Genomic DNA, 20,217 nt, shown 5'->3' on the forward strand with positions numbered 1-20,217 from the left:
ACGCTCTCGGAGTTCTTCCTTCAGCTATGAAACAATACTTTGTGGGGCTGGCCTTGCTGGGCTTGGCCAGCCCTCTTTTTGCCCAATCCGAAGCCGACGCCCTGCGCTACTCGCGGCTGCAATTTGGCGGCACGGCCCGTACGCAGGCCATTGGCGGAGCCAACGTGGCCGTGGGCGCCGATCTGAACAGCCTCAGCAGCAACCCGGCCGGCCTGGGGTTGTACCAACGCTCGGAGTTTACTTTTTCGCCCGGCTTGGGCATTGGCAACGCCAACGCACAGGTTACCAACGCCCAGGGCGCACCTAGCCTTTCCGACGGGCGCAACAGCGTGCACGTGGCCAACGCTGGCCTGGCCTTTGTAAACCGCCGGCCCGACAGCGACAACAACGACTGGCGCGGCGGTACGCTGGCCTTCGGCTTCACACGCATCAACGATTTCAACGCCAGTTTCCGCTACCGCAGCAACGTGGCCGACAACCGCTCTTTGTTTCAGCGCTTCCGCGAACCTAGGGCCGGCGCGGGCCAGAGCTTGGGCGATGTGTACGACGATGTGGATCAGCAGTTTGCCGACAACCAATACGCCACCTTGGATGGCTTGGCCTACGGCGCGTACCTGGTAAACTACGACCGCACCGCCAACGGCAACTACGTGGTGAGCACGCCTTCGGACCTGCGCCGCTCGGTGGTGCGGCAAGAGGAGACCGTGCTGAACACCGGCTCGCAAACCCAGTTCGACGTGGGCTACGGCGGCAGTTACCGCGACAAGCTGTACGTGGGCGGTGCGCTGGGCATCGTGAGCACGCGCTTTAACTCAGTGCGCGAGCTGCGCGAAGTCGATGAAGTAGGCGGCAGCCGCTCGTTTGGCTCGTTGCTGCTGCGCAACGAACTGGAAACGCGGGGCAGCGGGTTCAACGTGCGCTTGGGGGTAATTTACCGCCCCCTCGGCTGGTTGCGCGTGGGCGCTTCGGCGCAGTCGCCCACGGCTTTTCAGCTCGACGATACCGACGAAACCTCCCTCGACGTGCAGTTTAAGCAACCCATCCGCGTCGATGGCCAGAACATCAGCTCCGTATCGGTGGCTACCGAGCCCGACCTAGGGCGCTACAGCTACCGTCTTAGCACGCCGTGGCGCCTGAACACCGGCGCGGCGGCAATCATCGGCAAGTACGGCTTTGTATCAGCCGACGTGGAAATGGTGGACTACGGCCAGGCGCGCCTGCGCAGCGACACCAGCTTGGAGTACGGTTTCAACTACAGCTTCGGGCCCGAAAACGACGCCATTCGCAACGATTACCAGCGCACCTTCAACGTGCGCGTGGGCGGCGAGGCCCGCCTCGATGCCTTCCGGCTGCGCCTCGGCTACGCCAACTACGGCGACCCGTACCGCCGCAGTGACTTTGACCGCACCCAGCAGTTTTTTACCGGCGGTGTGGGCTTGCGGCAGAAAAACCTAAGCCTCGACTTGGCCGGTGTGTACAGCCTTGCCGACCGCTACTACTCGCCCTACACCCTCTCCGATAGCTCGCAGCCGGTGGTGCAGGTGGAGGGCAACCGCCTCAGCACCACGCTCACCCTAGGTTTGCAATTTTAGTTTGTACCTAGGGGCCAAACAAATGCACAAGGGGCAGCGCCACTGCGGCGCTGCCCCTTGTGCATTTGTTCCTGATTTTCAGCGAATCACTTTCACATCCAGCACCAGCGCAACGGGGCTGGTGGTGCCTACGTCGCGCACGAGCAACAGGCCGTCTTTGTTGTCGGCGGTCCGGAAAGCCAGCACTTGGTCTTTTTGCACGCGCAAGGAGCCCACGCGGTTGCCGGCGGCGGCCACGGCGGCGGTAATGGCCACATCGGAGTTGATTTGGCCAAAGCCCGTGGGCGTGAGGGCCGTAAGCTGCAAGCCTGTGTTGCGGCGCGTGGCCCAGCCGCGCACCTTTAAATTGGGAGCCGTTTCGGCTGCGGCCGCGCCGGGCGCGGCCAGCGTGGGGCCGGTTCCGTTGGGTACGTACACTAGGTCAATGAGCTCCTGAAACCCGCGGGCATCGGCGGCGTGGGCGGGCAGTACCAAGCCGCGCGGGGTAGCCAAGGCTGCGAGGCTGGTGCGCCGCACCGAGGGCTCGAGGCGGGCCGAGTAGCTAAGCCACGTCCGGATGGAGTCGGGCTGGCGCACGGTAAGCACATAGCTACGCCGGGTGGTTTGGCCATCGGCGTCCTCCACGGCATACGTCCAAGTTTCGCGGCCCGATATGTTGCTTGCTTTGAGGCGGTTGGTAAACAAAAAGAAGTCGCGGCCGCTGATGAGTGTATCGAGGTACAGGCGCTCGGGTTCTTCTACGCGTGCCTCCTGGTTGTTCAGCCGAACCGAGTACTGCACCCCAATGGTGAAGCGCCGCAACTTGGGGCTGCGCGCCGCGTCGCGCACTTCGCTGAAGGCGCGCGTGCGAAACGTGTCGCTGGGGGTGGCGGCGCGGGTGTTCGTCAGCAGCGCGCCTTCCGACAAGAAATCGAGGTAAGGCGCCGGCGACGGATCGGCCCCGCAACTGCCGAGCAGGGCGGGGGCAAGCAGAAGCAAAAGGGAAACGAGGCGAAAACGCATAGCTGAAACCAAAGGTCGGGGAAAGCGGCCAATTTGCGCACCTAGGGCCGTAAGCCGGCCGCCGGCAAGCCCAACGGTGGCACGCTGGGCGGAGGGCGGTGTTTGTGTACCTTTAACGCTGCTACTGAGTTTTCTTACATGACCCACCGATTCAAGACCTTCGGCCTCGCGGCTGGCCTGCTGCTAAGCAGCGCGCCCGTGGCTGTGCTGGTGCCCGCGGCACCAGCGGTGGCGCAGCAGCGCCAGTCCATTACCCTCGAGGATATCTGGGCCAAGGGCACCTTTGCTGCCAAGCAGGTGCAGGGCTTCAACTGGATGCGCGACGGCCGCTACTACTCCTCGCTCGACAAAGGCGAAGTAGTGCAGCACGACGTAACTACCGGCCAGGCCACGCAAACCCTGGTATCGGCCCAGCAACTGCGCCCGGCCGGCTCGCAGCAACCCATTGCCGTGGAGGGCTACGAGTTCAACGCCGACGAGCAGAAGATGCTCTTCAGCACCGATGTGGAGCCGATTTACCGCCGCTCCAGCAAGGCCAACTACTACGTGTACGACCGCGCCGGCCAAAAGCTGGTGCCGCTAAGTGCCGGAGGCAAGCAAAGCTACGCCACCTTCTCGCCCGATGGCCGCCGCGTGGCTTTCATGCGCAACAACAACCTGTTTGTGGTTGACCTGCAAACCATGCAGGAAACCCCCATCACCACCGATGGGCAAGTGAACAAGCTCATTCACGGCGGCGGCGACTGGGTGTACGAGGAAGAGTTTGAGGTGTCAAAGGCCTTTCAATGGTCGCCTGACTCCAAGCAGGTAGCCTTCATCAGCTTCGATGAAAGCCGCGTGCCCGAGTACAACATGCAGGAGTGGGGCCCGCTCTACCCCAAAGATTACCGCTACAAGTACCCCAAAGCCGGCGAGCCGAACTCGGTGGTTTCGGTTTCGGTGTACGACGTAGCCGCCGGCCGCACGGCCAAAATGGACATCGGCCCGGAAACCGATCAGTACATTCCGCGCATCCTCTGGACGCAGACGCCCAACCTGCTGAGCATCCAGCGCATGAACCGCCTGCAGAACAAGCTCGAGATTCTGCACGCCGATGCCACCACAGGCAAAAGCTCGGTAGCTTGGGCGGACACCGACAAGGCCTACGTGGAAGTAACCGACGATTTGCGCTACCTGAAAAACGGCAAGCAGTTCATCATCAGCTCGGAGCGCAACGGCTACCGCCACCTTTACCTTTTCGATATGAAGGGCAAGCTGGTGAAGCAGCTAACCCAAGGCAACTGGGATGTATCGGAGTTTTTGGGCATCGATGAAGCCAAAGGACTGGCTTATTACCTCTCGGCCGAGGCCTCGCCCTTCGAGCGCCACCTCTACCGCGTAGACCTGAAAGGCAAAGGCAAGCAGCGCCTAGGCGAATCGGGCGGCGGCACCGATGTGGTGAACATGAGCCCCGACTTCCGCTACTACCTCAACTACCACACCGCCGCCAACGAGCCCGTAACCGTAAGCCTGCGCACCGCCCAGGACGGCAAAGCCGTGAAGGTGCTCGAAGACAACGCCGCCCTGAAGCAGCGCATGAAGGACTATGGATTTGTGCCGCAGGAGTTCTTCTCGTTCAAGACCTCGGAGGGTGTGCAGCTGAACGGCACCACCATTAAGCCCGCCAACATGGAGGCCGGCAAAAAGTACCCGGTGCTGATGTTCCTGTACGGTGGCCCCGGTTCGCAGAAGGTGCTCGATAAGTGGAACAGCGTCGACTACTACACCTGGTTCCAGATGCTGGCGCAGCAAGGCTACGTGGTGGCCATTGTAGATAACCGCGGCACTGGTGGCCGCGGCGCGGCTTTCAAGAAGGCTACCTACGGTCAGTTGGGCAAGCTCGAAACCATCGACCAGGGCGAGGCCGCCAAGTACCTGGGTGCCCAGCCCTGGGCCGACAAGGCGCGCATTGGCATCTTCGGCTGGAGCTTCGGCGGCTACCTCTCGGCTTTGGCCGTCACCAAAAACGCCGACTTGTTTAAAGTGGGCATTTCGGTGGCGCCCGTAACCACTTGGCGTTACTACGACTCCATCTACACCGAGCGTTTCCTGAAAACCCCGCAGGAAAACCCTTCGGGCTACGACGACAACTCGCCTGTGCAGTTTGCTAACCAGCTGAAGGGCAAGCTGCTGCTGGTGCACGGTACCGGCGACGACAACGTGCACTTCCAGAACTCCGTGGCTTTTACCGATGCCCTCGTGAAGGCCAACAAGGACTTCCAGCAGCTGTATTACCCCAACCGCAACCACAGCATTTACGGAGGCAACACGCGCCTGCACCTGTTCCGGCAAATGACAAATTTCCTGCAGCAGAACCTGTAAAGAGTAAAAATTTCCAATAAAAAGTCCTTCTTTTGAGCTGAGCCCTAGGTCGCGCGTGCCCCCGGCACCGCAGCCAACGTGCTCGGTCAAGAGGAGGATTTTTTATTTTCCGTAAGAAAACCTGCCCCCGGCCGTTTCCCTACAGGTGAATTTTGCGTACAACCCCGCCATGCGTATGCTTACACTGAAAACGGCACTGGTAGGAGCAACCCTTGGGGTGTGGGTGCTTGGCAGCTGCCAACGCGAACCGGCCGCCAAAGCCGAGGCTGCCGCGGCGCGCCAAACCGATGCCCTGGATGCCGATGCCGCCCTAGGTGCCGACACCGCCGCGCAGCAGGCCACGCAAGTAACCTGGCACCGGCTGCAGCAAGCCACCAGCCGCAAAGCACCGCTCATTCGCTACGCCGCCGTACGCCGGCCCGCCGCGCTCGATACCGCCGCGCCGCCGCCCAGCGAAGCGCGCCTGTTCGACCTGACCTTAAAACCGAGCGAGTTTTTCCGCATCGACCCCACGCAGCCCGCCGAAGTGCGCGGCCGCGAGGGCACCGTGGTGCGCATACCGGCCAATGCCTTGGTTGATGCGCGCCAGCAAACACCTAGGGGCGCGGTGTGGGTAGAGCTGAAAGAATGCTACTCGCTTACCGATTTGCTGCTCTCGAACTGCGTGAGCATGAGCGTGAGCGGCGATGCGCTGCAGGCCAGCGGCATGCTGCTGGTGCGCGCCACCACCGCCCGCGGGCAGCAATTGCGGTTGGCCGAAGGCCGCGCGCTTGAACTGGTGGTACCCAGCGAACAGCGCCACCCGGGGCTGCAGTTGTACCACAGCTCCGGCCGCACGCCCAAACGCTGGGCCGCCGCCCCCGTACCCGCCGACGAAGAGCAGGTACTCACCGAGGCCCAAACCATGCCCAGCTACGGCAGCGGCCCCGAGGCCCTGAGCCGCTTGGTGCGCTACCCTGCCTCGGCCGCCGAGCGCAAAACCGAAGGCTTTGTGTTTGCCTCGTTTGTGGTTGATGAAGCCGGCCGCGTGCAAAGCCCCAAGGTATTGCGCGGCCTGGGCGACGGCTGCGACGAAGAAGCCCTGCGCGTGCTGCAGCAATCGTCGGGGCACTGGCTGCCGGGCCGGCAAGGCAGCCAAGCCGTGAAAGTGAAAATGGTAGTGCCCATCCGCTTCACGATGAACGATGCCGTGGTGGCTTCGGCTGAAAGCACGGCAGTGGCTGCTGCACCTGCCGCCAGCGAGTTTCCGGCCGCGCCCGCTGCTCCTGCCGAACCCGCACCCGAGCCCGGCTCGATGTTCCGGAGCGGGCGCCTAGGTTGGCTTACCTGCCTGCGCCCTTGGCGCACGGCCTCGCAAACTACGTCCTTCACCGTAGCTGCCGATGTGGATGAGCACACCACCGTGCGCTTGGTGTACCCCGATTCGCCCGTGATTCTGGAAGGCGAGCCGCAAGCCGATGGCTATTCGTTTGCGCAAGTACCGGCGCAGCAACGAGCCGTGCTGGTGGGCCTGCGCTACTTCAACGGCAGCCCCTACATAGCCATGCGCGAGGTGGTGCCCGGCAGTGGCCCCGTAGCGCCGCTCGAGTTCAAAGAAAGTACCCTCGGCGACTTGGAACAACTGCTGGAGCGCTTGCGCTAGCCTGCCAACCTAGGGCTGCTTGCGCGCGAGCAGGCGCACGGTTTTGCACGAGTCGGTTTGCAGGAGCACTTGCGTTTCGTACTGTTGCAGCCAATGGCGAGCGGCCCGGTCGCCGCAGGTAACGATAATTTTGCCGGGGTAGCCTTTGTCGGTTTGCCACGAGGCCAGGCGCTCTACTTGGTGGCCGTATTGCATTTCAGCGGCTGTGCGATAAAACTCCGGGCTGTCGTTGAAAATGGCCTCGGTTACCAGCGTGTACTGGCGCAGCTCGGGTAGCTTGGCCGCTTGCGCCTGAATGTGCCGGCCGTACAAGAGCTGCGACCAATCGAGGCGGTGCTTGTGCAGCATGCGGATGTGCTGCCACTGGGCCAGGTACGGAAAAGCGGCTACGGCCAGCACGCCACCTAGGCGCAGCAGCTCTTTCGGCTGCCGCCCGAAGTGGGCGGCCAGGGCGCGGCCCGTCCAGACCAAGCCCGCCGCCGCCTGCAACGCCAGCAGCGGGTATACCTGGGCATCGTACCACTCGAGGCGCGTTTGCACCAGCGAAATACTCAGCAAAAAGCTAACCGCTACGGCGGCCGTAAAGCGGCTAAGCCACCAACCGGGGCTGTGCTGCGGTTGCCAAAACCCGATCAGCCAACCCAATAGGGCAGCCAATAGCCAAGCCGTGAACTTGCGTTCGGCCAGCAGGCTGAGGTACCATTCGAAGGGGTGGTAATGCTCCTCGAGCTGCTCGCCGGCCGGGCCGCCCACTTCGTAAGCCCATACGCCCGCGAGGTAGCCGGGCGCCGCCAACTCGCGCACGGTGTACCAGCCAACGGCGGTAATCAGCACCAAGCCGGCGGCCAGCCAGGGCACCGGGTGGCGCAGGCGCTGCCACTGCTTGGTAAGCGCCACGGCCACCAGCAGCCCCGGGCCGAACAGCACGCCGGCAATGCCCTTGGTAAACAGCGCCAGCGCAAACGCTGCCCCCGTAAGCCAGGCCCAGCGGGCAGTGCCCGTGCGCAGGTAAGCCAGCCAGCTGAGCGCCCCAGCCGTGGCCCAAAAGGTGAGCAGCGTGTCGTAGTCGCCGGTGCGAGTAACGTGCAGCGTTACATAGCCTTGGCTAGTGAGCAGCACCAGGCCCGCCAGCAGGCCGGCGCGGCGGCTGCCCAGCCAGTGGTGGCCGGCGCGGTATACCAGCAGCACGGTAGCCAAGGCTACCAAAGCCGCGGGCAAACGCAAACCGAGTTCGTTCGGGCCAAATACCCGAAAGCTGAGGGCCAGCAGCCAGGGCCAAAGCGGCGGCTTGCCGTTCCACAAATCAGGCTCGCCTAGGTGGCGCAGCACAATCCAGTCGTGGTGCAGCCAAATGCCGAGGCCGTTTAGGCCCGTGCGGGCTTCGTCCCACTGCTGCACCGGCAAACTGCTCAGCAGCCAAAACAGCGGAATAAACGAAAGGCCCAGCAACAACAGCAACGGCAACCACCGCCGCCAATCCGACTTAGCCGAAACAGGAGAAGAAACCGGCACGAAACGCTTCAAGAACTTAACACAGAAGCAGCAAGCTACGAAAGCATACGCCTAGGTGCCTGCGGCTCGTTACAGCTTAACGGTAATGCTTTGGGGCTCGGTGAAAAAGCGCAACGCTTCCAAGCCGCCTTCGCGCCCCACGCCCGAGTTTTTCATGCCGCCGAAGGGCGTGCGCAGGTCGCGGTGCAGCCAGGTGTTCACCCACACAATGCCCGTTTCCAGCGCGTGCGCCACGCGGTGGGCCCGCTGCAGGTCGCGCGTCCAGAGGGTGGCGGCCAGGCCGTACTCGGTGCCGTTGGCCCAGCGCAGCACCTCCTCTTCGGTGTCGAAGGGCGTGAGGGTGACTACCGGACCAAACACCTCCTCGCGGTTGACGCGGCACTCCGGACCTAGGCCCTCGAACACGGTAGGTTGCAAAAAGTAGCCGCCGGCGCAGCGGCCACCTAGGTGCACGCGCTGCCCGCCGGCCAGCAGGGTGCCGCCTTCGTGGTGCGCCAGTTCGATGTAGCTCAGCACTTTTTGCAGGTGCGGCTCGCTTACCAGCGCGCCTTGGCGGCTGCCCTCTTCCAGCGGGTCGCCAACATTAAGCATGGCCACGCGCTCCAGAAATGCCGCCTTAAATTGCTCGTACACGGGCCGCTCCACGAAAATGCGCGAGCCGCACAGGCAAATCTGGCCTTGGTTGGCAAAGCTCGACTGCACGCTGGTATTCACGGCCGCTTCAAAGTCGCAGTCGGCGAAGACGATGTTGGGGTTTTTGCCGCCCAGCTCCAACGACAGTTTTTTGAACATGGGGGCGGCCGTGCGGGCAATATGCTCGCCCGTTTTGGTGCCGCCCGTAAAGCTGATGGCCTTGATGTGCGGATGCTCCACCATGGCTTGGCCGGCGCCGGGGCCGGTGCCGTGCACAATGTTCAGCACGCCCGCTGGCAAGCCCGCCTCCTGGCACAGCTCGCTCAGCAGGTAAGCCGTCATGGGCGTTACTTCCGAGGGTTTGGCCACCACGCAGTTGCCGGCGGCCAGTGCGGGCGCAATCTTCCAGGTGAAGAGGTACAGCGGCAGGTTCCAGGGCGAAATGCAGCCCACCACACCTAGGGGGTGGCGCACCGTGTAGTTCAGGGCTACGCCGTCCTGCATGTGCGTTTCGGAGGCAAAATGCTGCGCCGCCGTACCGAAGAAAGAGAAGTTGCTGGCAGCCCTAGGTATATCCACGGTGCGGGCCAGCTTCAGCGGTTTGCCGTTGTCGATGCTTTCGGCGCGGGCCAGCCGCTCCAGGTCGCGCTCAATCAGCTCGCTGATGCGCACCAGCAGCTTGCCCCGCTGCTCAGCCGGAGTAGCGCGCCACGCCGGCCACGCTGCCTGCGCTGCTTCCACGGCCCGTTGTACGTCCTGCGCATCCGAATCGGGAACTTGGCTGTACACCTGGCCGGTAGCCGGTTCGATGTTGGGCAAGTAGCGGCCGGCGGCCGGCGCTACCAATTGCCCGCCGATGTAGTTGCGAAGCTGAAGCATAAAGCAGGAGGTGTAAGCAGCCAAAGCTACCAAAACTGCCCGGCGTTTCGGCCAGCCCTAGGTGCCCAAAAGCGTTGGCACAAGCAGGAGCCGCCAACGGCAACGCCCCGCTCCGGGGCAGAGCGGGGCGTTGACAAACCTCGGAACGCGGCGCTTACGGATGCGTTGAGGACGACAACGCCTGCGGGTTTAGCTCCACCGGAATGTTGGTGTCGGAAATAATGTAGAGCGGGCGGCGGCGCACGTTGTTGTTGAGGCGAGCTAGGTACTCGCCAATCACGCCCACGGCAATCAGCTGCACGCCCCCCAAGAACAGGATGCTAACCATGAGCGAAGGCCAGCCGGGTTCGTATTCCTGCGCGATGAAGCGGGCGTATAGCGTGTAGAGCAGCACCAAAAAGGCCACACCCGATACCGTAAAGCCCATTATCGTAGCGGCTTTTAGGGGCACGTCGGAAAACGCCGTGATGCCGTCCAGAGCCAGCCGGAACATCTTGCGGTAGGTGTAGCCGGTTTCGCCGCCGGCGCGCTGGGCCCGGTCGTACTCGATGTAGGTTTGCCGGTAGCCGATCCACGATATCTGCCCGCGCAAAAACTTGTTCTGCTCGGGCATCAACTTAAGCGCCTCCACCACCTTGCGCGAAATGATGCGGAAGTCGCCGGTATCAACCGGAATGGAAACGTTAGTAATGTTGGCCAGAATGCGGTAGAACATCTTGGCCGTAAACAGCTTCATGGCGCTTTCGCCCTGGCGGCGGCGGCGCTTGGCGTACACCACTTCGTAGCCCTCGCGCATGCGCTGGTACAGCTCCGGAATCAACTCGGGCGGGTCCTGCAGGTCGGCATCGATAATCACCACCGCCTCGCCCTGCGACAAATCGAGGCCCGCCGTTACGGCAATTTGGTGGCCGAAATTGCGGCTGAAATTGATGTAGCGCACATCGGCGTGCTGGGCCGCCAGCTCATGAATCAGCGCCAACGAACGGTCGCGCGAGCCATCGTTGATGAAGATGTACTCGCACTGCAGCTGCATCGGGTCGATTACACCGCGCAGGCGCTGATACAGCGTCGGGATGTTCGCTTCCTCGTTGTAGATAGGAATGATAACGGAGAGGTCCACAGCGGGCAGGTATGTGGGTGGGGTAGGGCTAAAAACCGGGCTGCAAAATTAGGCTGCGGGGCAGCTGGGCTTGTGCGCCACGGCAAACACACTCATGCCCACCGGAAAGTTAAGGCGGTTGAGCACGGCGTTTTCGAGCCGTAGCAAACCGAGGAGGGTGCTGTTCAGCGGTTTGGGCAGGGCTGCTAGGTCGCCGCTGGCGTTGGTGGCTTGGCTTTGCGCTTTGCTGGGCTGCAGCAGCCGCTGTAGGCTGCGCACCAGCAGGGCGGGCGCAAACAAGGCCCCGTTCCAGTACGAGCTGCGGCTCACCCCGAACGCGCTGGTGCGCAACGCGGCCAACAGCGTTTCGCGCGTGTAGCGCCTAAAGTGGTGATTCACCACGTCGTGCTGGCTCCAGAGCACCGGAAAAGCAGGTACAAACACAAGCAGCCGCCCGCCGGGCTTCAGCACGCGGTGCCACTCGCGCAAGGCCTGGGCCTCGTCCTCGATGTGCTCGAGCACGTCGGAAGCAATGATCAGATCGAACTTTTCGTCCTCAAAATCGAGGTGCGCCGCGTCCATCACCGAGGTGCTGGGCAAGCCCCGTTGCTGGGCCAGGGCAATGGCACGCGGGCTAATGTCGATGCCCGTAAGGTTGCTAAAGCCTTTGTCGCGCATGCGCAACATCAGCGGACCGCCCGAGCACCCGATTTCAAGAATCGAAGCCGTAGGCGCAAGGCCCAGCTGCTGAACCAAGGAAAAGACAAAATCGCGGCGCCCTTCAAACCACCAGTGTTTTTCTTCCAGCAGGTGGTATTGCGCTTCGTAACGTATATCCATTTAAAGTCGGGGCAGGTTACCAATGGGGTAACCGTTTTTGGCTATTTGCTTGTGGGGGCCTAGGTTGCTGATGGTGTAAACATCGGTATCGAGCGGCCGGATCAGCAGCTCATCGGCAATCAGGTCGTCGTTTTCGTACAGCACCTCCAGGCGGGTGGTGGCCGGCGTGGCGTGCACCACCACGGCGCTGCGCACCCAATCGCCGCTGATTTCGGTGGAGCGCCGCGTGTCGTTTACTACGTGCTCCAGCAAGTTGCCCTGCTTGTCGTACAGCTTGGCCTGAATGTGCCCGATGCCGTACTGGCTGCGCGCGTCAATCCATACCGATACCTCGTAGCGGCCCGTATCGGCGGGGGCGGGCAGGGGGCCATCGTACAAGGTAGCAAAGCCTTTGGGCGAGGTAAAAGCCCCCGGCCGCAGAAACGCGCGCTCCGAAGCGCGGCCGGCGTACGACTCGAGCAGCACACCCCGCGGCGTGGTGGCGTACACCTGCTGCGGATGCGCCGTGAGCTGCAACCGGTGCTCCTGAAAATATTGCAGCGCAGCGGCTCGGTCGGTGGCGGCCAAGGCTGCCACCGGCAACTCGTACAAGCTGAACCTAGGGGTGCTGACCAACGGCTTGCCCAGCGCCACGATGCGCTTTTCGAAGGCGGCTAGCTCGTCGGGCGTTACCAGCAGCAAAAACGGTTTGCCGTTGGGCAGCTGGCGCAGCAAGGGCTTATCAACCAGCGGGCTGCCCAAAATCTCCGTCAGGCGCAGCGTTTGGCCGATGGAGGTGCGTGCCATGGCAGCCGAGAGCAACGGCAGTTTGGTATCGAGCGAGGCCCGAAAGCTCTCGTAACGGGCGCGGTCGGGCGCATCGAACTGCAGCTTGTCGGTGCCGAAACGAGCGTAGGGCAGCGGCAAAATGGCCTGAAAATCTTCGGGTTGGCGCCCAATGCCCCGCAGTGCTTCGCGGTAGTTGCCTTGGCCCGCCTGCAAGTCGGCGGCGTTGGCACGGTCGCGCAGCGGGCGGGCTTGCGCCTGCCAGTTCACCAACGCCTCGAAGCCGGCTACCGCCCCCGCCACCAACAGCACCGAAACGCCGAAGCGCTGGGCCCGGCGCTGCTTGAGGTAGCGATACAGCTGGTAAAAGTAGTAGGCGACGTAAACGGTGTAGACGTAATAGAAATACCAGGCAAAACGCCCCAACGCGCGCAATTGCTTAACAGGACCTAGGAACGGCAGCAGCAGCTCGCCGCCCGGCGCACGCAGCGGCAGCGCCATGGCCCACAGCAGCAGCAGCACCGAGGCCCACAAAGCGGCCCGCAGCCCTTGCGGCAGCGCTGGGCGCAGCACCAGGCGGGCATGGCCACGCATTACGTAGCGCACCAGCCGCACAGCCGCCACCACCAGCACCAGCAAGCCCAACGCGCCCACGTACGATTCGCCCTCCCAGGCGTACGGGTTCGGCAGCCACGGGAATATGTGTCGGAGCGCATCGCGCACGGGGTTAATTACCGGCAGAAATACGCTGGCGAAGTTGGCGTAGTAATGCATGAGCCCCCACGGGTTGGGCGGGCGGTCGGTTACCGCATCGGTAAGCAGCAGCCACACGCGGTACACCACCAAAGGCGTTATAGCCGCCGTAAGCAGGCGCAGCAGCCAAGCGTAGTGTTGCTGGCGCTGCCGCCATTGCTGCGCCAAAAACACCCCGCCGAACGTGATGGTGATGATGGAGCCCATCAGCAGGAAGTAGGGGTGCAGCAGCCCCGAAAGCAAGGCCGTAAGGGCGTAAGCCAGGTACCAACGCCAGCGGCGCGGCTCGTCTTTGCTGCGCAACAACCAGTACCACAGCAGCGGCAACACGGCCGGGTGCGCCATGGAGGCGTGCGAATCGAGGCGCGCCATTTGCGGCGACAAAAACGCGATGATAAGCGCCGCCGGAACGGCATACCAATTGGGCAGGCCCAAGCGGCGGCACACGCCCAGCACCGCTACCGGCGTAAGCCCAATCGAAGCCAAGCTGATGATATTCAGCACGCCCAGGATGCGCTCGTCGAAGGGCAAAAGGTGCTGGTTGACCCAGGCCAGCGGGTACGACACCAGCGGCTGCATATCGTTGTAGTTGATATGCTCGCCGTAGGGGTACTGCATGCCGCTAAAGTGCGTGCCGAAGTTGTAGCGGATGTAATAGGCTATTGAGTAGTAGCCCCGAACGCCGTCGCCGGCGGAGTTGAACAGGTATTGGTTGGGGTGAAATAACACCGGCCCGTATACAACAGCCATCAATCCCAACGTGATCAGCAGAATCAGAAAATAAGGCCAGCGTGAGGAATGCTGCTGCATCGGATGCGCCTGGGCAGGCTAAAGAAAATCAGACTAGTGTTGAACCCGCAAGTTACGCGTTCGGGCTTAAAGCAGGGCTAGGAGTTGGCGCGTAGGCCCGGCCGCCGCAGTGCTGCCTTTGGCCTAGGTGCCACGAGGCTGGCCGCGGCCTAGGAGCCTTGGCGGGGCGTGGGGGTTGTATGCCCGCGCCTGAAATTCGGAGCTTACCGGAACAAGCCGTACCGCGCAATGCACCACAGGGCCCACAGGCCGTCGCGCCAGTTAATTTTTTTGCCCTCGGCGTAGGTGCGCCCGTAGTAGCCCACGCCCACTTCGTAAATGCGTACGCCCGGCACGCGGGCCATTTTGGCCGTTACCTCGGGCTCGAAGCCGAACCGTTTTTCGCGCAGCACCAGGCCTTGTAGCAACTCGCGCCGGAACAGCTTGGCGCCGGTTTCCATGTCGGTCAGGTTCAGGTCGTTAAAAGCGTTCGATAGAAACGTAAGCAGCTTGTTGCCGATGCTGTGCCAGAAGAACAGAATGCGGTGCGGCTCGCCGCCCACAAACCGCGAGCCGTACACCACATCGGCGTTGGCCTTGAACACGGGTTGCAACAGCTTGGCGTAGTCGGCTGGGTCGTATTCCAGGTCGGCGTCTTGCACCACAATGTATTCGCCGGTGGCGGCGGCAATGCCGGTGTGCAACGCGGCGCCTTTGCCTTGGTTGTGGGCATGGCGCAACAGCCGCACACCTAGGGCGGGGCGGGCGGCGGCGTAGGCGGCCACCACGTCGGCCGATCCATCGGCCGAGCCGTCATCAATTACCACTACCTCGCGCGCCACGCCGGGCGGCAGCGGCGCCGCGTACACGGCATCGAGCACGCGCCCAATGGTGGCGGCTTCGTTGTAGAGCGGGATGATTACCGAGAGCAGGCCAATGCGCGGGGCTGGGTCGGGAAGGCTGGTAGGCAAAGCGGAGTTATAAACTGCTGGTGCGGCCGCCGTCTACGGGTACGTTGATGCCGTTGATGTAGCCCGCCGCCGGCGAAGCCAGGAAAGCCACGGCCGCTGCCACTTCCTCCGAGTGCCCAAACCGCCCGGCCGGAATCAGGCGCAGCATGTTGGCTTCGAGCGCCTCCACGGGTTGGCCCGTACTGGCGCTGCGTGCTTCGAGCAAGCTGTGGTGGCGCTGGGTAAGGGTGGCGCCGGGCAGCACGTTATTTACCGTAATGCCGTGTGGGCCCAGCTCGGTGGCCAGGGTTTTGGCCCAATTGGCTACGGCCCCCCGAATGGTGTTCGATACCCCTAGGTTAGGCAGCGGCTGCTTCACCGATGTGCTGATAATGTTGACGATGCGCCCGTACCCAGCTGCTTTCATGCCCGGCACCAGGGCTTGGGCCAGCAAGTGGTTGCAGATAACGTGCTGCTCGAAGGCAGCGCGCAAGGCATCCACGGCGGCGTCGAGCAAGGGGCCGCCGGCGGGGCCGCCGGTGTTGTTCACCAAAATGTGGGTGGCAGGATGACGGGCCACGTGGCTGGCTATCTGGGCGGCCACGTCGAGGGGGTGGGCAAAATCGGCCACCAGCCAATCGTGCTGTTGCCCTAGGTGCGCAGGCAGCGCGGCAGCGGCCTCGCGCAGGCGGGCTTCGTTGCGGGCCACGAGCGTAACGGCGGCGCCTTGCGCCGCCAGCGCCTCGGCCACGGCGCGGCCTATCCCTTGCGTGCTGCCGCACACCACGGCGCGGCGCCCCGAGAGTTGTTCTGAAAGCATAAGCTCGAAAGTAGACAAACGGCGGCTCATTGGCACCAAATGGGGCGTTTTGCGTAAGTTGGGCAGAGGAATTGCACCTCTGCCTAGGTGGTTTTGGCGCGGTGCTGCGCGGCCAGCCCAAGGCCCCGGCGCTGTTGCCGCGTACCCTAGGTGCCGGGCAGCAAGTTCCCTCACTTCACCACCCAACACTCCCGCCCATGCCCGTTACCCGCCCTTTCAATTTTCAGCAGTGGATTGATGAACACCGCCATTTGCTGAAGCCACCCGTGGGCAACCAGCAGGTATTTAAAGGCAACGACGACTTTATTGTAATGGTAGTGGGCGGGCCCAACGCCCGCAAGGATTACCACGTCGACGACAGCGAGGAGTTTTTCTTTCAGCTCGAAGGCGACATGACGCTGAAGATCATCGAGGACGGCCAGCCGGTGGACGTGCCCATTCGGGCCGGCGAAATCTTTTTGCTGCCAGCCGGCGTGCCGCACTCGCCGCAGCGCCCGGCCAACACGGTGGGCCTGGTGGTGGAGCGCTACCGCAAGCCCGGTGAACTGGACGGCTTTCAGTGGTACTGCGAAAACTGCGGCACCAAGCTGCACGAGGAGTTTGCCGAAGTAACCGACATCGTAAAGCAACTGCCCGTCATCATGAACAACTTCTGGCAAAACGAGGAGCGCCGCACCTGCCGTAGCTGTGGCACCGTAATGCAGCCCCCGGCGCCAGCTGCGGCCAAGGAATAAGGAAGAATGACGAAGGATGATGCCGCAGGCTCGCAAGTGCGCAGCAATGTGCTGCTAGATAAGTCCTTCGCGTTTGCGGTGCGCATTGTTCGGCTGAGCCGGTATTTGCGCGAGCAACGTTGCGAAGCCGAGCTGGTGCGCCAACTGCTGCGCAGCGGTACTGCAATCGGAGCCAACGCCGAAGAAGCAGCCGGCGGCATCTCTAAAGCCGAGTTTTCGCAGAAAATCGGTATAGCTTACAAAGAAGCGCGCGAAACCTCCTATTGGCTTCGGCTCTTGCGCGAAGTAGGCTCGCTGGAGCCAGCTGCTTACGAAAGCCTGCAAGCCGATTGTGACGAGCTGTGCCGCATCAGCCGCGCCATCCTCAACTCAACGCGCGAAAACCGTCGTGCTGCCTCCTGACGCCCCTGCCAAAGTTGCGAAAGAGGATACGGCTTACCCACCCATGATCCAGTCTGCTGCCCACCCCAATCAGTCCTCCTTGGTCCTTCCTCCTTCCTCCTTAACGGTAGACATCCACACCCACATCCTGCCCAAGCAGTGGCCCGATTTGCGCGAGCGATACGGCTACGGCGGCTTCATTCGGTTGGAGCACCACAAGCCCTGCTGCGCCCGCATGATGCAGGACGACAAGTTCTTCCGCGAAATCCAGGACAACTGCTGGGACCCCGCCGTGCGCCTGCGCGAGTGCCAGCACTTTGGGGTGGATGTGCAGGTACTGAGCACGGTACCCGTGATGTTCAGCTATTGGGCCAAGCCCCACGATGCCCTCGACCTGAGCCGCCTGCTCAACGACCACCTGGCCGGCGTGGTGGCCGACTACCCCGACCGCTTTGCTGGCCTGGGCACCATTCCGATGCAAGCGCCCGAGCTGGCCGTTAAGGAGCTGGAGCGCTGTGTAAAAGAACTCGGGCTGATCGGCGTGCAAATCGGTTCGCACGTCAACGACTGGAACCTCGATGCCCCCGAACTGTTCGAGGTGTTTGCGGCGGCCGAGGAGTTGGGCGCGGCCGTGTTTGTGCACCCCTGGGACATGATGGCCCAGCAAAAAATGCCCAAGTATTGGCTGCCGTGGCTGGTGGGCATGCCCGCCGAAAGCACCCTAGCGCTCTGCTCGCTGGTGTTTGGCGGGGTGCTGGAGCGCTTGCCCAAGCTGCGCGTGGCCGTAGCGCACGGCGGCGGCACCTTTGCGGCCACCATCGGGCGCATCGAGCACGGCTTTCAGGTACGCCCCGACCTCTGCGCCATCGATAACCCCGTGAACCCGCGCGAGTACCTAGGGCGCTTTTGGGTTGATTCGCTGGTGCACGACCCGATGATGCTTGATTACCTGGTAAAAACCGTAGGCCCCGAAAAAATCGTGCTCGGTACCGATTACCCTTTCCCGCTCGGCGAGCTGGAGCCCGGCCAGCTAATTCGCTCCATGCCCTACGCCGACGACGTGAAGGCCCGCATGCTCGGCCAAAACGCCCTGGACTGGATGGGCATGCCGGCCGAGCATTTCAGCAAGCACCTGCTGGGCCGTGCCAGTGCCCGGCGCGGCTAAAGCAGGGGGCTGGCGCAGCCGCGCCGCGTCGCTTCGCGGGTGCGGCCAGGCATCGGGCCAAGCCATCGGCAGCCCAGCGCTTGCTAAAGTACCGCAGGGCGGTGGTAACTTGCCCGGCCCGTGGCGGCGCCTGCCCAGCCTGCCTCGCCACGGGTTTGCACAACAGCCGCTCCCGTTCGGTCGCGCGGCTTCAACCTGGTTTCATGACGTTTCAGAACACCCATAGTTTCGCCCTCCAACTCGATGCGGCCGACCCGCTCCGCGCGTTTCGGGAGCGGTTTCACATTCCTGCCGGGCCCAACGGCCAGCCGGCTATTTACTGCTGCGGCAACTCGCTGGGGCTGCTGCCCAAAAACGCCCGCGCGGCCGTGGAGCAGGAGTTCCGGAGCTGGGAGGAGCGCGCTGTAGAGGGCCACTTTCATGGCACCTCGCCCTGGATGCACTACCACGAAACCCTCACCGACGCCACCGCGCGGGTAGTTGGGGCCAAACCCCTGGAAGTGGTGGTGATGAACAACCTCACCACCAACCTGCACCTGCTGCTGATCTCGTTTTACCGCCCCGCCGGCAAGCGCTACAAAGTGCTGATGGAGGGCGGCGCGTTTCCTTCGGATCAGTACGCCCTGGAAAGCCAGGTGAAGCTGCACGGCTACGCCCCCGACGACGCCATTGTAGAGCTGGTGCCCCGCCCGGGCGAGCATACCCTGCGCACCCAGGACATTGAAGCGCGCATCGCGGAGTTGGGCGAAGAGCTGGCCTTGGTGCTCCTAGGTGGCGTAAACTACTACACCGGCCAGGCCTTCGACATGGCCGCCATTACGCGCGCCGGCCACGCCGCCGGGGCCGTGGTAGGGTTCGACCTGGCCCACGCGGCCGGTAACCTGGTGCTGCACCTGCACGATTGGGACGTTGACTTTGCTTGCTGGTGCACCTACAAGTACCTGAATTCGGGCCCGGGCGGCACTTCCGGCGTATTCGTGCACGAGCGGTTTGCCCACCAACCCGATTTGCCGCGCCTGGCCGGCTGGTGGGGCCACGACCCCGCCGACCGTTTCCAGATGAAAAAAGGCTTCCGGCCGATGCCCGGGGCAGCGGGTTGGCAGCTTTCCAACGGGCAAATATTCCCGATGGCCATTCATCGCGCCGCGCTGGCGGTGGTTGAGGAAGCCGGCGGCATGCCGGCGCTGCGTAGCAAAAGCGAGCAGCTGACGGGCTACCTCGCGTTTGTGCTGCGCGAAGCCGGCCTGCCGGCCAACGAGCTGGAAATCATTACGCCCGAAAATCCGGCCGAGCGCGGCTGCCAGCTTTCGGTGCTGGTGCACCGCGAGGGCCGCGCTTTGTTCGACTACCTGGCCGCGCAAGGCATTGTGGCCGATTGGCGCGAGCCGAACGTTATCCGGCTGGCGCCCGTGCCGCTCTACAACTCGTTCGAGGAGGTGTGGCGCATTGGGCAAGCGTTTGCGCAGTGGGCCAACCGATCGGCGCGCTAAACGGTTTACTACCGTGGGCAGTGCTGCAAACCTAAGCTACCCAAGGCCCTAGGTTTCTCGTACTATTACACCGGCAGGCCGCCCACTCTCGGGCGGGCCTGGTTTTCGCCTTTGCATTATGGAAGATTACGCCGCCAAAATGGTCGGCAAAACCGACGCCGAGCTTCTGCTGTACGTGGAGCGCCGCAACGAATACCGCGAGCAGGCTGTGCTGGCAGCGGTAAACGAATTGGAGCGCCGGGGCCATGCCATCGATAACGTGGCTGCGCTGCGAAGCGAGCTGCAGGCTTCGTTTGTGGAGTCGGAGGCGGAGGCCCTGCGCAACCCCGCGCCCGAACCGGCCTGGATGACCAGGCCCGCCACTCCCGAAGAACCCGAACAGGTTGCCCCGGATGCGCCGGCCCTGTACTCGCCCACCACGGTGGTGGTGTTTTCGGTATTCTCTTTTCTGATTGGCGGCGTGTTGATGCTGCTAAACTTGCTGCGCCTGCGCCGCTACGGCGGCGCGGCCTTGCTAGTAGCATTGGTGGTGCTGGGCATCAGCGGATTAGGCTGGATATCGAAGCTGGTGGCAGTGCGGCCCGAATACATTTTTCTGGCCATCAACGTGGTGCTGGCGGCGCTTTATGTGTACGTGCTGTGGCCCAACTTTATCGGGGCCCAAACCTACCGGCCCCGCGGCTGGCTAATGCCGCTGCTCATCATCTTCGCCCTCAATATGCTGTTTATGGTATTGCTGCGCTACGCCGGCGTGGCCATACCGGGCCTCGGCCAGTAACCCAGCGCCTAGGTATGCCGCTGCTGCCGCTT

16 protein-coding genes are annotated in these 20,217 nt (G+C 63.0%); 8 read left to right on the forward strand and 8 right to left on the reverse strand.

From position 1 onward, the window contains the following. The first annotated feature begins 26 nt into the window (after positions 1-26). Positions 27-1,592 (forward strand): OmpP1/FadL family transporter, encoded by a 1,566-nt coding sequence (locus tag D3Y59_RS14210; protein ID WP_119445641.1) that lies wholly within the window; start codon positions 27-29, stop codon positions 1,590-1,592. A gap of 78 nt (positions 1,593-1,670) precedes the next feature. Here the strand turns inward: D3Y59_RS14210 and D3Y59_RS14215 are convergent, their stop codons facing one another. Further along, positions 1,671-2,570, reverse strand: a complete 900-nt coding sequence (locus tag D3Y59_RS14215; RefSeq protein WP_162910798.1) for a hypothetical protein — start codon at positions 2,568-2,570, stop codon at positions 1,671-1,673. A 162-nt stretch (positions 2,571-2,732) separates the two neighbouring features. On the opposite strand from D3Y59_RS14215, the gene D3Y59_RS14220 reads away from it, so the two are divergent. Next, positions 2,733-4,955: a S9 family peptidase gene (locus D3Y59_RS14220; RefSeq protein WP_119445643.1), complete on the forward strand. Its 2,223-nt coding sequence runs from the start codon at positions 2,733-2,735 to the stop codon at positions 4,953-4,955. A 175-nt stretch (positions 4,956-5,130) separates the two neighbouring features. After that, entirely contained in the window at positions 5,131-6,597 is a 1,467-nt protein-coding gene (locus D3Y59_RS14225; RefSeq protein WP_162910799.1) for an energy transducer TonB, read from the forward strand. A gap of 9 nt (positions 6,598-6,606) precedes the next feature. Here the strand turns inward: D3Y59_RS14225 and D3Y59_RS14230 are convergent, their stop codons facing one another. The 7 genes from D3Y59_RS14230 to D3Y59_RS14260 all read right to left on the reverse strand — a co-directional run bounded on the left by D3Y59_RS14230 (position 6,607) and on the right by D3Y59_RS14260 (position 15,637). Beyond that, on the reverse strand, positions 6,607-8,121 hold the full coding sequence (locus tag D3Y59_RS14230; RefSeq protein ID WP_119445645.1) for an ArnT family glycosyltransferase: 1,515 nt from the start codon (positions 8,119-8,121) through the stop codon (positions 6,607-6,609). Positions 8,122-8,178: 57 nt separating this feature from the next. After that, positions 8,179-9,621 carry an aldehyde dehydrogenase gene (locus D3Y59_RS14235; protein WP_119445646.1) on the reverse strand — a complete coding sequence of 481 codons (1,443 nt, stop codon included), beginning with the start codon at positions 9,619-9,621 and terminating at the stop codon, positions 8,179-8,181. A 154-nt stretch (positions 9,622-9,775) separates the two neighbouring features. Beyond that, positions 9,776-10,741 (reverse strand): glycosyltransferase family 2 protein, encoded by a 966-nt coding sequence (locus tag D3Y59_RS14240; protein WP_119445647.1) that lies wholly within the window; start codon positions 10,739-10,741, stop codon positions 9,776-9,778. A 48-nt stretch (positions 10,742-10,789) separates the two neighbouring features. Further along, positions 10,790-11,560 carry a class I SAM-dependent methyltransferase gene (locus D3Y59_RS14245; RefSeq protein ID WP_119445648.1) on the reverse strand — a complete coding sequence of 257 codons (771 nt, stop codon included), beginning with the start codon at positions 11,558-11,560 and terminating at the stop codon, positions 10,790-10,792. Next, positions 11,561-13,828 carry a hypothetical protein gene (locus D3Y59_RS14250; protein ID WP_162910800.1) on the reverse strand — a complete coding sequence of 756 codons (2,268 nt, stop codon included), beginning with the start codon at positions 13,826-13,828 and terminating at the stop codon, positions 11,561-11,563. 263 nt (positions 13,829-14,091) lie between these two features. After that, positions 14,092-14,838, reverse strand: coding sequence for a glycosyltransferase family 2 protein (locus D3Y59_RS14255; RefSeq protein WP_240410380.1), 747 nt, complete (start codon positions 14,836-14,838; stop codon positions 14,092-14,094). A gap of 7 nt (positions 14,839-14,845) precedes the next feature. Then, positions 14,846-15,637 carry an SDR family oxidoreductase gene (locus tag D3Y59_RS14260; RefSeq protein WP_119446491.1) on the reverse strand — a complete coding sequence of 264 codons (792 nt, stop codon included), beginning with the start codon at positions 15,635-15,637 and terminating at the stop codon, positions 14,846-14,848. Between the two features lie 197 nt (positions 15,638-15,834). Between D3Y59_RS14260 and D3Y59_RS14265 the strand changes: the two genes are divergently transcribed. From D3Y59_RS14265 to D3Y59_RS14285, 5 genes are all read left to right on the forward strand, one after another. After that, positions 15,835-16,371, forward strand: coding sequence for a 3-hydroxyanthranilate 3,4-dioxygenase (locus D3Y59_RS14265; RefSeq protein WP_119446492.1), 537 nt, complete (start codon positions 15,835-15,837; stop codon positions 16,369-16,371). Between the two features lie 6 nt (positions 16,372-16,377). After that, the gene (locus D3Y59_RS14270) at positions 16,378-16,773 is read left to right on the forward strand and encodes a four helix bundle protein (protein ID WP_119445650.1); all 396 of its coding nucleotides are present in this window, start codon (positions 16,378-16,380) and stop codon (positions 16,771-16,773) included. Positions 16,774-16,816: 43 nt separating this feature from the next. Continuing rightward, positions 16,817-17,917, forward strand: a complete 1,101-nt coding sequence (locus tag D3Y59_RS14275; protein ID WP_119445651.1) for an amidohydrolase family protein — start codon at positions 16,817-16,819, stop codon at positions 17,915-17,917. A 203-nt stretch (positions 17,918-18,120) separates the two neighbouring features. Beyond that, a complete protein-coding gene (gene kynU, locus D3Y59_RS14280) occupies positions 18,121-19,407 on the forward strand; it encodes a kynureninase (RefSeq protein ID WP_119445652.1) in 1,287 nt (428 codons plus the stop codon). A gap of 118 nt (positions 19,408-19,525) precedes the next feature. After that, complete coding sequence (locus tag D3Y59_RS14285) at positions 19,526-20,185, forward strand: hypothetical protein (protein WP_119445653.1); 660 nt, start codon at positions 19,526-19,528, stop codon at positions 20,183-20,185. Positions 20,186-20,217: the final 32 nt, after the last annotated feature.

Source organism: Hymenobacter oligotrophus (assembly GCF_003574965.1).
GTDB classification, from domain to species: domain Bacteria; phylum Bacteroidota; class Bacteroidia; order Cytophagales; family Hymenobacteraceae; genus Solirubrum; species Solirubrum oligotrophum.